The sequence below is a fragment of the Mycobacterium sp. GA-0227b genome, from assembly GCF_001499855.1.
Classification (GTDB): Bacteria; Actinomycetota; Actinomycetes; order Mycobacteriales; family Mycobacteriaceae; genus Mycobacterium.
This window is the reverse complement of the sequence record NZ_LQIK01000034.1, coordinates 1-12,880: the sequence shown is the minus strand read 5'-3', so window position 1 is coordinate 12,880 and position 12,880 is coordinate 1. Positions and strand designations below refer to the sequence as shown.

Below are 12,880 nucleotides of genomic sequence, written 5' to 3'. Positions count from 1 at the left end.
CGCCGGTTTGACATCGCAGCGGCGCAGGGTAAGCCTGTAACCAGGTCGGGTCGTGATACCGGTCTGCCGCTGCAGGGCTGACCGAAGGGAGAACACGATGAAGACGATCAAGCGCATCGCCGGAGTCACCGCGCTTGCAGGTGCGATCGCCGGTTCGCTGTTCACCGGCGCCACCGTCGCAGCCGGCACGGCAGGTGCTGATCCGTGGAAATGCGAATCATGCGGTTATCCGTTCCCGAAGATTCCGGGCCCCGGCGACATCCCGTATTGGAATGACGTACCGGGTTGGGGCAACGCGATCCCGTGGGGCCACTTGCCCGAAGGCTGGCACTGATATCTCGCCGGATCGCCTGAACAATCGCGATCTGATCGATGTCGGCTCCCGAAGTCTTCGGCGGCCGATACGAGCTGCGAGGAGCGCTCGGTAGCGGCGGAATGGCCGTGGTCCGCGACGGCTGGGACACCCGCTTGGACCGAGCCGTCGCAGTCAAGGTCCTTCACCCGGGGATGCTCGCGGACACCGCGACCCGGCGCCGCTTCGTCGAGGAGGCACGCGCCGCGGCGGCGTTGAACCATCCCAACATCGTCGCCGTCCATGACAGCGGCGAGCACAACGGGACGCCCTACATCGTCATGGAGCGATTGCCCGGCAACAGCTTGGCGGACGCGATCGCCCAGGGGCCGCTGCCTCAACCGCTGGTGCGACGGGTCCTGAACGAGGTATTGGGTGCGCTCTCCGCCGCGCATGATGCGGGCATCCTGCACCGTGACATCAAGCCCGCCAACATTCTGTTCACGCCGAGCGGCCTCACCAAGCTCAGCGACTTCGGGATCGCCAAGAGCGCCGGTGTCGACCTCACCACCGACGGTCAGATCGTGGGCACCATGGCCTACCTGAGCCCCAACCGGATCGCCGGTGAGGCCGCTACGGTCGCCGACGATGTGTACTCGGTGGGGGTGGTCGGATATGAGGCGCTGACCGGTCGACGGCCATTCGATCAGGAGAATGTCGCCGCGTTGGCACGAGCCATCCTCGACCACCGGGCCCCTCCGGTCACCGCGCTACGGCCCGACGCCGACCCGGCATTGGCCGCGGTGGTGGCCCAGGCCATGCATCCTGATCGGGCGCGACGCTTTGGCTCGGCCCGGCAGATGCGCGCGGCACTGAACGGATTCGGTGCGCCGGTCGGCGCTCCGTTGCGACCGCCCACGGCTGTGATGACGTCTCCGGTGCCTCCGGCGACCTACATGCCGCACGCGGCTGGCGACAGCGGCTGGAAGCCGCCGAGCCGCAAGCAGACACGCATCGGCGTGGCGGCGGTCGCCGCGGTGCTGGCCCTGGCCGCCGTCTTGCTGATGATCAACTCACCGTTCGACGCGCCCCAACCGGCCTCCACGCCGACGAGCACCGCACCGCCGAGTCCGCCGCCGGCACCCGGCACCACGACGGCGCCTCCCACTCCGAGTACGCCTCCGTTGACGGAGGAAGAACTCAAGAAGCGCGAAGAGCAGCAGAAGAAACTCGAAGAGCAGCAGAAGAAACGCGAGGAAGAGCAGAAGAAGCGTGAAGAGGAGCAGCGCAAGCGCGCCGAGGAGCAAGGGCGCTAACCGCCGTCCTACCCGGGGATCGGGATGAACGACCGCTGAGCTGATTCGACCTTCGGTAGGTTGCGGTCGTGGCCGAGCTGATGAACCGCCAGATCGTGTTGCGTCGCAGACCCACCGGGCTGGTCCAGCCCGCCGACACCGAGCTGATCGCCCGCCCGGCACCGGAACCCGCCGAAGGTGAGGCGTTGGTTCGCACCACCTACATCGGCATCGACGCCGCCGCGCGCACCTGGCTCAACGACCAGCCGGGGTATCTGCCTCCGGTGCAACTCGGCGAGGTCATTCGCGCGGCGGGCATCGGCGAAGTGGTCGCCTCGCGCTGCGACGCGTACGCCGTCGGTGACGTGGTCACCACGCTGACCGGATTCCAGGAATACGTCATCAGCCGCGACGACATCTTCACCACACCCGTCGAAGGCCCCGACGTCGACCAGCTCGCGGTGATGTCGGTGTACGGACCGACCGGCGCAACGGCCTACTTCGGGATGGTCGGCATCGGCAAGCCGCAGCCGGGGGAGACCGTGGTGGTGTCGGCGGCTGCCGGTGCCACGGGTTCGGTCGCCGGTCAGATCGCCAAGATCGCCGGCGCCCGGGTGGTGGGCATCGCGGGCGGGCCGCAGAAGTGCCGGGCCGTCATCGACGATTTCGGGTTCGACGCGTGCATCGACTACCGCGCGGACGACCTGCCCGCGGCGCTGAAACAGCACTGCCCGAAGGGCGTCGACGTGTACTTCGACAACGTGGGCGGGCCGATCCTCGACGCGGTGCTCGGCCGGTTGGCCCACAAGGCCAGGGTCGTGTTGTGCGGCGTCATTTCGAGCTACCTGACCGGCGAACATCCCGGCCCGGCCAACTACGTCAACCTGCTGTCGAAGACCGCGCTCATGCAGGGATTCAACGCGCTCGACGAGTGGGGCCGTTTCGAGGAGGCGTTCGGGCCGTTGCGCCGGTGGGCGCAGGAGGGCCGGTTGGTGCACCGCCAGACCATCTTCGAGGGCATCGAGTCGTGTGTGGATGCTATGAACGGCTTGTTCACCGGTGCGAACATAGGCAAAATGCTGGTGAGGATCAGCGAGCCGAGCCGCGGATGAATCCCGCCGCGAGGCTCGTTGATTGACTGGCAAACAATGCGGGTATGACGAACCGCGACTGCCGTGGCAGTTCGGTCGATACAGCTACACACGTAGAGGGAGTGGTCGAATGGGTGCTCGTCGAATCGCTCGGATGGTTGGTCTGGTCGTGCCCTTCGCGGCGCTCGTCAGTGCAACGGTGCCTCTTGCGGCGGCCCAACCGCCGCCTCCGCCACCACCGGCGCCGCCCGCCTGCCCCGACGTGCAAGTCGTGTTCGCTCGCGGGACCGGTGAGCCAGTCGGTGTCGGCGGGGTCGGGCAGGCATTCGTCGACGCGCTGCGCGCGCAGGCCGCTCCGCGCTCGATCGACGTCTACGCGGTCAACTACCCGGCGAGTGCGGACTTCGGCGATCGGATCCAATTCGCGCGGACGGTCGTAGACGGGATCCGCGATGCGGGACGGAAAGTCGAGTCGACCGCGGCGGCGTGCCCCGATACCGACATCGTGCTCGGCGGATTCTCGCAGGGCGCCGCGGTGGCCGGTTATGTGACCTCTGCGGAGATTCCTGAGGAGGTACCCGCTGAGTACCGGCACTTCATCCCCGAGCCGATGTCCGACGAAGTCGGCGACCACGTTGCCGCCGTGGTGCTGTTTGGCCGGCCGTCGGATCGATTCCTGACCGACGCTGGCGCACCCGCGATCGCGATCGGGCCGTCGTATCAAGACAAGACGCTGAGCCTGTGCGCCGAGGGCGACACGATCTGCAACGGCGCGCCCATCGGTCTTCCGAGCTTCGCGCACAACTCGTACCTCGTGAACGGGATGGCCGCCGAGGGAGCGGCCTACGCGGTGGCACGTCTCGAGCCGGCTCCGCCTGCTCCGGAACCTGCCCCCGCACCAGCGCCGCCGGCACCGTTCGGAGCACCGGCACCAGCGCTGGGCCCAGCCCCGTTCGCGGCCCCCGCGCCGGCACCGACGCCGCCAGCGCCTGCGCCAGTCGGCTGAGTCGGCGCTGTCGCGGTCTGCCACTCTCGAGTGGTGGACCAAGACATGTACGACCGGGGCCGCGAAATCCGCACCGCGGTACTCGGTGAGGCTTATGTGCAGAAGGCCGCGGACGGCGCGGATGACTTCACGGGGCCGTTCCAGGATCTGGTGACCGAGTACTGCTGGGGCGCGGTATGGGGTCGCGACGGCCTACCCCGGAAAACCCGAAGCATGCTCAACCTTGCGATGCTGGCGGCGCTGAACCGTCCCGATGAGTTGCGCACGCACGTCAGGGGCGCTCTCACCACCGGAGTCACGCGTGAGGAGATCCGCGAGATCTTCATGCAGGTCGCCGTCTATGCGGGTGTCCCCGCAGCGGTGGCGGCGTTCCGGGTGGCGCGTGCAGCCTTCGACGACGCCGACCACCAGTAGGGCTCGGCATGGACGTCGGCTTCATCGGCCTCGGCAACATGGGATTTCCGATGGCGACTCGCCTGCGGGCGGCCGGGCATCGGGTCGTGGTGTGCGACAGGCGCATTGAGGTGGTCGACAAAGCAGTCGAAGCCGGTGCCGAAGCGGCGGCGTCGGTGCGCGAGGTCGCCGATCGCGTCGCGACGGTATTGGTCAGCTTGCCGACCCCCGCGACATCGGAGTCCGTCGCCGCCGACGTCGCGCGCGGAAGCGTCGCCGAACGCTTCGTCGACTTGTCGACGGTGGGCCGCCGAACGGCGCAGCGCAACAGCGTGCTTCTCGCCGAGCGAGGGATCGCCGCGCTCGACAGTCCCGTCAGCGGAGGCGTGCACGGAGCCCAGGCGGGCACACTCGCGGTCATGGTGTCGGGTCCGCCGGCCCACTTCGAAGCCTGCCTGCCGATCTTCGAGACCATCGGCCGAGCGACGTTTGTCGGGGAGAAGCCCGGAGCGGCACAGACGATGAAGCTGGTGAACAACCTGATCGCGGCGACGACGTTGGCGGTCACCGCCGAGGCGATGGTGGCCGGCGTGAAGTCCGGCCTCGACGCCCGGGTGATGCTCGATGTCCTGAACGCCGGGTCGGGCGGCACCCATGCCAGTCGGGACAAGTTTCCGCGGGCGGTCCTGCCACGCACGTTCGACTACGGCTTCGCCACCGGGCTGATGGTCAAGGACGTTCGGCTTTACCTCGACGAGGCGAAAGCGCTGGGGCTGCCGACCGAAGTTGCCGACGCCGTGGCGCAGGTCTGGGAGTCGACGATGGCGAGCGAGGGGGCCGACTCGGACTTCACCGCGGTGGTGAAACCGATCGAAGCCGCCGCGGGCGTCGTGGTCGAAGGGTGACCGGACCCGGCCGGTAGAGTGCGGCAAATGAGCACGCCGACATCGCGCGCACGCTGGCTGCGTGGGGGCCTGGTCGGCGCGTGCTCCGCCATCCTCACCGCGACCGCTCACACCTTCGCCGAGGGCGAGCTTCCCCGGGGGTCGGCGTTGATCGTTGCGACGCTCGTCTGCGCCACCGCGGGCACAGCGGTCGCGCGGCTCGCACTCGACGGTCGCCACGCGCGGCTGGTGGGCGCCGTCGGCGCCTTGAGCCTCGCGCAGGTCCTGGGCCACCTCTCGTTCATCGTCGCCGGTGGACACCACCACTCGGCCGCCGCCCTCGGCTTCACGCCCGCGATGGTGGCGGCGCACATCGGCGCCGCGCTCGTTCTCGGTGCGGCGATCGCCGCCGTCGAATACCTGTACGTGGTCTGCGTGTCCGTGCTGCGCTGGCTGCGGATCTTCGCCGCTCTTGCCCTGCGGCCGCGGGTGCGCCGACTGCATCGCGCCGCCAAAACCGTTGTCGCCGAATCCGTGCTGTACAACTACGGGCTCGGTATGCGCGCTCCGCCGGTCAGGTCCGCAACGGCGGCATAGCCCGCCACCTCGATTGAATTCGCCGCGGTCTCGCCGACCGCGGGTGGCTGCTTTTCGCGGCCCCTGACACCTAGTTCCCACTAGCCACCTCAATCTCCGGCGTGCCGGCGCTCGGCGCGCCACCGGCTCGAAAGCTTCCGATGCCATGACGACGACTCCCACCCGTAGCGCGCCCACGCGCCGACACCTGCGCGGGCTGCGCCCACTGCTGCTCCGATTGCATTTCTACGCCGGCGTTTTCGTCGGCCCGTTCATCCTGATCGCCGCCGCCACCGGACTGCTGTACGCGGTGATCCCCCAGATCGACAACGCGGTACACCGCCACGAGGTCACGGTCGACCGCGTCGGCCAGCAGCGGCTGCCACTGGCCGAGCAGATCCGCGCCGCGCGGGCCGCCCACCCCGAGGGGACGGTGGAAAGCATCCGCCCACCCGCCGCCGCCGACGAGACGACACGCGTGACGCTCGCCGTCGACGACGTACCGCCCGACTACGCGCGCACGGTCTTCGTCGACCCGTACAGCGGCGAGGTTCGCGGCGCGCTGACCACCTACGGCCAGTGGATGCCGCTGCGCGCCTGGTTCGACGAACTGCACCGCAACCTGCATCTCGGCGTGGTGGGCCGCAACTACAGCGAACTCGCCGCGAGCTGGCTGTGGGTGATCGCGCTGGCGGGGTTGGCGCTGTGGTACCTGCACCGCCGCGACACGAAGAAGCTGCGCCGCATCGCCGTGCCCGACCGCGACAAGACCGATCGCCGCCGCACGCTGTCCTGGCATGGCGCGGTGGGGGTTTGGGTCATCGTGGCGCTGCTGGGGTTGTCGATCACCGGCATCACCTGGTCGCGGTACGGCGGCGAGACCGTCAATCTTCTCCAGGAGCGGTTGAACACCACCGCGCCGACGGTCGACACGACGTTGGCGCAAGCGGCCGGCAGCGACATCCGGGGCGGGCATCAGCACGGTGGGGTGTCTCCGACAGGTGGTGACGCCGCGCTGCACGGCGCGGACACGGCGCTGCGCACCGCGGTCGACGCGGGACTGCGTGGGCCGATGTGGATGTACCCACCCGCCGAACCCGGCCACGGCTGGCAGGTCGCGGAGAACAAGCGCGACTGGCCGACCCGACACGATGCGATCACCGTGAACCCCCACACCGGTGCGATCACCGACCGTGTCGACTTCGCCGAGTGGCCGGTCCTGGCCAAGCTCACCGACTGGGCCATCGACGCACACATGGGCGTCCTGTTCGGCGTTCCGAACCAGATCCTGTTGGCGCTCACCGCGATCGGGCTGATCACGATTGTCGCGCGCGGTTACGTGATGTGGTGGCGACGACGACCGACGCGCGGAACGGCTTGGGCAGTGGGACGTCCGCCGCTGCGCGGCACCCTTCGCGGTCTGAACCCAGTCGCGGTCACCGCGCTGGCCGTCGTCGCGCTCGCCCTGGCCTGGGCGCTGCCGTTGTTCGGGCTCAGCCTCGCGGCATTCATGGTCGTCGACCTCTTCGTCGGCGCGGTCAAGAAACGTAAAGAAGAAAAGAAGCAGGAGACGAAAGCCCATGTCTGACAATCGGTATCGCAAAGCTTTGCTACTCGCGGCGACGGCGACGGTCGTTGCCGCGGGTTGTACGACGCAGGCCCACCACGATGAAGAGCCGATGGCGTCGGCGGTGACCATCGCCGACCAGTGGGCAAGCTCGGCGGAGACGGGTATGGCGGCGGTGTTCGGCACCTTCACCAACACCGGACACCACGACGCCCGCATTGTCAAAGGAACCTCGGATGTGGCGGGCCGAGTCGAAGTCCATGAGGTCGCGCCCGGCGCCACCGGCGTCAAGACGATGCGCCCCAAGGAGGGCGGCATGACAATCCCGGCCGACGGCTCACATGCGTTGGTGCCCGGCGGAGATCACCTGATGTTGATGGACCTCACGCAGCCGCTGCCGCCGGGTTCAGAGGTCACCCTGACCGTCGAGTTCGAGGACGGCTCGACGCTGCCCGTCACCGCGCAGGTGCGTGACTTCGCCGGGGCGGACGAGGACTATCAGCCGTCGACCGGCGGGTCGGCGCCGCACGACGATCATGGCTGAGCGCTCGACCGGCGCCTCCTTGCGGCTCAACCGCCGGCGGCTCCTCGCGGGCAGCGCCGCCGCGGTGGCGGCCGGGGCGACGCTCACACAATGCAGCATCGCGCAGTCCGCGGTCCCGGCGGAACCGTTCGACCGCGCCGTCGAACCGTTTCACGGCAAGCATCAGGCCGGCGTCGCGACGCCACCACAGACGCACGCACTGTTCGTGGCGCTCGACCTGACACCGCAATCCCGGCGCAGTCCGCGTGAGACGCTGGCCGCGGTCCTCAAACTGTGGACCTCGGACGCCGCGCGGTTGACGCAGGGCACTCCCGCGCTGGCGGATACCGAACCCGAACTGGCATACCGGCCGGCCCGCCTCACCGTCACCGTGGGCCTCGGGCCAGGTCTCTTCGACCGGATCGGGTTGGCACACCGGCGCCCGCGATCTCTGGCTGAACCGCCCGCCTTCACCACCGACCGGCTTCAACCGCAGTGGTGTGGCGGGGACCTCCTGCTGCAGATCTGCGCCAACGATCCGGTCACCGTCGCGCACACCGGCCGGGTGCTGCTGAAGAACGTCCGCACCATGACCACTCAGCGCTGGCGGCAGACCGGATTCCGCAACGCAATCGGAAACGGTGAGGGCGCCAGCATGCGCAACCTCATGGGCCAGATCGACGGTACCGCCAACATCACCGACGAGGCGGGCTTCGACCGGCACGTATGGGACGCCGGAGACGATCAGCGGTGGTTCGACGGCGGCACGATCCTGGTGTTGCGCCGGATCCGCGCCGAGATGGACACCTGGGACGAACTCGACCGCAGCAGCAAGGAACTCACGGTCGGGCGTCGAATCGACACCGGTGCACCGCTCACCGGACAGCGGGAGTTCGACGAACCGGACTTCTCCGCGACCGAGAACGGCATCCCGGTGATTCCGCCGAACTCGCACATCGCGCTGGCCCGGCACCGCAACGAGAACGAACAGTTCCTCCGCCGTCCCTACAACTTCGACGACCCTCCGCCCGCCGGACGAACAACCGAAAGCGGCCTGATTTTCGCTGCCTATCAACGTGATCCGGCCGCGCAGTTCATGCCGGTTCAGCAGCGTCTCGCGGCATCGGATGCGCTGAACGAGTGGATCACCACGATCGGGTCGGCGACGTTCGCGATCCTGCCCGGAGTCGAGCCAGGCGGATATCTCGGCCAGACGCTGCTGGCATAGCCGGCCGTGTACCCGAATGCCGGCAAGGGTAGGCTGGTCAGCGCAACTGGTTTGTCGGCGACCCGACTTCGGGGACGAAGTCGGAACATCGACATCGAGTGCCGTATGCCAGTCCGGGTGCGGCGCGAGAGGGAACCCGGTGAGAATCCGGGACTGTCCCGCAGCGGTATGCAGGAACGACCGCCGTCACCAGCACTGGCCCCGACGGGCTGGGAAGCGACGGCCACTAGGTGCGCGATCTCCTCGCGCGGGCCTGCGAGTCCGAAGACCTGCCAGCTGTACCGGACGCGCCGCGCCCGGTGGTGCATCGCCTCGTGGAATGGGCTGTGGCCGAAGCCGGTTCGATGCCGTGCTCGGCTGGACGTCTACTGGCGATGACCATCCGCTGCACCGATGAGGACGTCGTCATGACCGCAAGACCATTCACCGCCACCATCCTCGGTACGCCGCGCATCGGGCCGAACCGGGAACTCAAACGCGCCGTCGAGAAGTACTGGGCGGGCCGGGTCGACCGCGCCGAACTCGAGTCCATCGCCGCGCACCTGCGCCGCGATACGTGGCATGCGCTCACCACCGCCGGCCTGGACTCCGTTCCTGTCAACACCTTTTCGTACTACGACCATATGCTCGACACCGCCGTGATGGTCGACGCGCTGCCGCAACGGGTCGCCGAGGTGCCCGACGAAGTGGACCGCTATTTCGCGGCCGCGCGCGGCAATGACGCCATCACTCCCTTGGAAATGACCAAGTGGTTCGACACCAACTACCACTACCTCGTACCCGAACTGGGCCCGCAGACCGGTTTCGCGCTGAACCCCGCCAAAATTCTGGGCGAACTCGAAGAGGCCCGCGCGCAGGGTGTTCCGGCGCGTCCGGTGGTCGTCGGGCCGATCACCTTCCTCGCCTTGAGCAAGGCGGTCGACGGCGCGGTTGCGCCGATCGAGCGGCTCCGCGAACTCCTCGTCGTGTACGGCGAGTTGTTGCAGCTGCTCGCCGAACGGGACGTGGAGTGGATGCAGCTCGACGAGCCGGTGCTCGTCACCGACATCGTCGATAACGCAGGCGAACTCGCCGAAGAGGCCTATCAGTTCCTCGGGCGGCTGGCAAAGCGTCCGGCGATCTTCGTGGCCACCTACTTCGGCGAGCACACCGACGCGCTGCCCGCACTGGCGCGCACGCCGGTCGAGGCGATCGGCGTCGACCTGGTCGCCGGCAGTGGGTCATCGGTCGCCGCGGTGCCTGAACTCGCGGACAAGCTGCTGGTCGCAGGTGTGGTCGACGGGCGCAACGTCTGGCGCTCGGACCTCGAGGCCGCCCTCGGGACACTGGCCACGCTGCTGGGCTCTGCGGGCCACGTCGCGGTATCGACATCGTGCTCGACGCTGCACGTGCCGTACTCCCTCGACGCCGAGCCGGATATCGATGCCGCGCTGCGCAGTTGGCTGGCATTCGGATCCGAGAAGGTTGCCGAAGTGGTGACGCTCGCCCGAGGCTTGAGAGAGGGACGCGACGCGGTCTCCGGTGAGGTGGCCGCGTCGAACGCGACCGTAGAGGCGCGGCGAGCGGATCCGCGATTGAACAACGGCCATGTCCGGTCGCGGATTTCGTCGATCGTGGCGTCCAGGGCCCAGCGCGGGCCCGCGGAAGAGCGTCGCGCCGGGCAGCAGGCTCGGTTGAAGCTGCCGCTGCTTCCGACCACGACGATCGGCTCCTATCCGCAGACGTCGGCCATCCGGGTGGCACGCGCGGACCTGCGCGCCGGCACCATCGACTTCGCGGAGTATGAGCGCCGGATGAAGGCCGAGATCGCCGATGTCATCAGGTTGCAGGAGGAACTCGGTCTCGACGTGCTCGTCCACGGTGAGCCCGAGCGCAACGACATGGTGCAGTACTTCGCCGAACAACTCGACGGGTTCTTCGCGACGCAGAACGGCTGGGTGCAGTCCTACGGCAGTCGGTGCGTACGCCCGCCGATTCTGTACGGCGATGTGGCCCGGCCCAAGCCGATGACCGTGGATTGGATCGCCTATGCGCAGTCGCTCACCGACAAGCCGGTGAAGGGCATGCTCACCGGTCCGGTCACCATCCTCGCCTGGTCGTTCGTGCGCGACGACCAGCCGCTGGCCGACACGGCGGCCCAAGTCGCGCTGGCGATCCGGGACGAGACGGTCGACCTGCAGGCGGCGGGTATCGCGATCATCCAGGTCGACGAACCCGCCTTGCGCGAACTGTTGCCGTTGCGCGCCAAGGACAAAGACGACTATCTGCGCTGGGCGGTCGACGCGTTCCGATTGGCGACCTCGGGTGTGGCGGACTCGACGCAGATTCACACTCACCTGTGCTACTCGGAGTTCGGTGAGGTCATCGGCGCGATCGCGGACCTCGACGCCGACGTGACGTCGATCGAGGCGGCGCGCTCGCACATGGAGGTGCTGGCCGACCTCAACGCGGCCGGGTTCGCCAACAGCGTCGGACCTGGGGTCTACGACATCCATTCACCGCGCATCCCGGGCGTCGAGGAGATGGCGACAGCGTTGCGCGAAGCTTTGAACTCCGTTCCTGCCGAACGTCTTTGGGTCAACCCCGACTGCGGCCTCAAGACCCGCAAGACCGACGAGGTGACTGCCTCGCTGCGTAATCTCGTGGCCGCTGCCAACGAGGTCCGCGGCGGTTAGAACGGGCTGCTGTTCTGCTGCCAGCGCGCCTCTTCTGGACGGGGCCCGAAGCGGCGGGCATAGTCCTCGTGCATCCGCGCGTCCTTGCGGCGCTTGATTTCGTCGACGAGGTTCGGGTCCAGCCCGTGCTGGGCCAGGCGGTGCCGACGCCAAATCTTGTTGAGCGCCAACGCCATCAAGATAGCCCAGATGTAGATCGGCACAGTCATTTCCAAGTGCACGTAGAGCGACGCGGGAAGTAACCAGAACGGAGCCAGGACAAGCAGCGGAGGTATCGCCATCCGGATCATGTGGCGACGGAGGGCGCCCGGGCCTGCCAGGTCGCGCGCCACCCACTCGCGCATGGAGTCGGGCAGGCGGCGTCCATACGAGTAGGTCAGGTATTGGACGATGCCGGGACGAGCTGCAGCCATAGTTACTCCTCGGGTGGTCAGTCGGCTAGCGCGCCCGCAGCGAGGGCGGCGGTGTTCACGCGGGTCAGCACGTTGCGAAGGTGTTCGAGCTCGTCGAGGTCGACGCCCAGGCGCTCGACCACCGCAGGCGGGATCTTCAGCGCGCGTCGCCGGAGCCGCACACCCTCTTCGGTGAGTCGCACATCGGTGGCACGCTCGTCTTCAACGCTGCGTGATCGGGTGATCAGACCGAGCGACTCGAGTCGTTTGAGCATCGGCGACAGTGTCGCCGAGTCCAGCTGCAGCGCGCGGGCGATGTCCTTGACCGACAACGGCTTCGTCGGAGCGTCGCCGCTACCGCCGGACTTGTGATGGTCCCACAACGCCAACATCACCAGGTATTGAGGATGGGTGAGGCCGAGTGGTTCGAGCAGGGGACGGTAGACCGCCAGCACCGCCCGGTGGGTGACCGCTAGCGCGAAACAGACCTGCTGTTTGAGCGCGAGGGGATCGACCTTGGGCGGAAGCGACGTGGTCACATATCCATGGTGTCCTAATAGTTAGTGGCCTAGCAATGTACTTCTGGTCACATGGGTTTCGCCAGAGGTGGAACGGGCGACCCTGCTCGCATGTCAACGCCGAACGACCCGCCGGCCACGCCGAAGGACGCGACCAAGGTCACCGAGGAACAGCGTGCCCTGCAGGACGATCTGGATCACCGCAACGACGACCCCGAGGCGCCGGGCGGCCATCAGGATCGCCACGACGTCGCCGACGAAACCTGACTTGCTGGCAACGGGACGACGACGTAGTGGTAGGCCGCCGCGCTGACGAGGCCTGAGATCGAACCTCGCCACAGTTGGGTCCGCTCCTTCATTGAGCCCCTGTCTGACGTCGGTTGATCCTTGACGAATCTGTTTCGGTTGATCCTTGACACTCGGTGTTAGTGGTTTAGGCC

General features: G+C 67.9%; 14 protein-coding genes and 1 riboswitch. Of the genes, 12 read left to right on the top strand and 2 right to left on the bottom strand.

From position 1 onward, the window contains the following. The first annotated feature begins 97 nt into the window (after positions 1 to 97). The 11 genes from AU185_RS23275 (at position 98) to metE (ending at position 11,530) form a co-directional block, all read left to right on the top strand. Positions 98 to 334, top strand: a complete 237-nt coding sequence (locus AU185_RS23275; RefSeq protein WP_059101544.1) for a hypothetical protein — start codon at positions 98 to 100, stop codon at positions 332 to 334. Between the two features lie 38 nt (positions 335 to 372). After that, entirely contained in the window at positions 373 to 1,608 is a 1,236-nt protein-coding gene (locus tag AU185_RS23270; protein ID WP_082684053.1) for a serine/threonine-protein kinase, read from the top strand. 68 nt (positions 1,609 to 1,676) lie between these two features. After that, positions 1,677 to 2,699, top strand: coding sequence for an NADP-dependent oxidoreductase (locus AU185_RS23265; RefSeq protein ID WP_082684052.1), 1,023 nt, complete (start codon positions 1,677 to 1,679; stop codon positions 2,697 to 2,699). A 109-nt stretch (positions 2,700 to 2,808) separates the two neighbouring features. Beyond that, positions 2,809 to 3,684, top strand: a complete 876-nt coding sequence (locus AU185_RS23260) for a cutinase family protein (protein WP_082684051.1) — start codon at positions 2,809 to 2,811, stop codon at positions 3,682 to 3,684. A gap of 33 nt (positions 3,685 to 3,717) precedes the next feature. Further along, complete coding sequence (gene pcaC / locus AU185_RS23255; protein ID WP_059100287.1) at positions 3,718 to 4,098, top strand: 4-carboxymuconolactone decarboxylase; 381 nt, start codon at positions 3,718 to 3,720, stop codon at positions 4,096 to 4,098. Positions 4,099 to 4,106: 8 nt separating this feature from the next. Continuing rightward, the gene (locus AU185_RS23250; protein ID WP_059100285.1) at positions 4,107 to 4,982 is read left to right on the top strand and encodes an NAD(P)-dependent oxidoreductase; all 876 of its coding nucleotides are present in this window, start codon (positions 4,107 to 4,109) and stop codon (positions 4,980 to 4,982) included. A gap of 27 nt (positions 4,983 to 5,009) precedes the next feature. After that, complete coding sequence (locus tag AU185_RS23245; protein WP_059100284.1) at positions 5,010 to 5,558, top strand: hypothetical protein; 549 nt, start codon at positions 5,010 to 5,012, stop codon at positions 5,556 to 5,558. Between the two features lie 145 nt (positions 5,559 to 5,703). Then, entirely contained in the window at positions 5,704 to 7,125 is a 1,422-nt protein-coding gene (locus AU185_RS23240; protein ID WP_059100283.1) for a PepSY-associated TM helix domain-containing protein, read from the top strand. Continuing rightward, on the top strand, positions 7,118 to 7,648 hold the full coding sequence (locus tag AU185_RS23235; protein ID WP_059100282.1) for a copper chaperone PCu(A)C: 531 nt from the start codon (positions 7,118 to 7,120) through the stop codon (positions 7,646 to 7,648). Before AU185_RS23240 ends, AU185_RS23235 begins: the two co-directional genes overlap by 8 nt. Next, the gene (locus tag AU185_RS23230) at positions 7,641 to 8,855 is read left to right on the top strand and encodes a Dyp-type peroxidase (RefSeq protein WP_059100281.1); all 1,215 of its coding nucleotides are present in this window, start codon (positions 7,641 to 7,643) and stop codon (positions 8,853 to 8,855) included. Before AU185_RS23235 ends, AU185_RS23230 begins: the two co-directional genes overlap by 8 nt. Positions 8,856 to 8,939: 84 nt before the next feature. Then, positions 8,940 to 9,141, top strand: a riboswitch (cobalamin riboswitch). 121 nt (positions 9,142 to 9,262) lie between these two features. Then, positions 9,263 to 11,530, top strand: coding sequence for a 5-methyltetrahydropteroyltriglutamate--homocysteine S-methyltransferase (gene metE / locus AU185_RS23225; RefSeq protein WP_059100286.1), 2,268 nt, complete (start codon positions 9,263 to 9,265; stop codon positions 11,528 to 11,530). Here metE and AU185_RS23220 read toward each other — a convergent pair. Beyond that, on the bottom strand, positions 11,527 to 11,943 hold the full coding sequence (locus tag AU185_RS23220) for a DUF5313 domain-containing protein (RefSeq protein WP_059100280.1): 417 nt from the start codon (positions 11,941 to 11,943) through the stop codon (positions 11,527 to 11,529). The two genes, metE and AU185_RS23220, sit on opposite strands and share 4 nt — an antisense overlap. Positions 11,944 to 11,960: 17 nt before the next feature. Further along, positions 11,961 to 12,461, bottom strand: a complete 501-nt coding sequence (locus AU185_RS23215; RefSeq protein WP_059100279.1) for a MarR family winged helix-turn-helix transcriptional regulator — start codon at positions 12,459 to 12,461, stop codon at positions 11,961 to 11,963. 90 nt (positions 12,462 to 12,551) lie between these two features. On the opposite strand from AU185_RS23215, the gene AU185_RS25400 reads away from it, so the two are divergent. Beyond that, positions 12,552 to 12,707 (top strand): hypothetical protein, encoded by a 156-nt coding sequence (locus tag AU185_RS25400; protein ID WP_172800353.1) that lies wholly within the window; start codon positions 12,552 to 12,554, stop codon positions 12,705 to 12,707. The last annotated feature ends 173 nt before the right edge of the window (positions 12,708 to 12,880 follow it).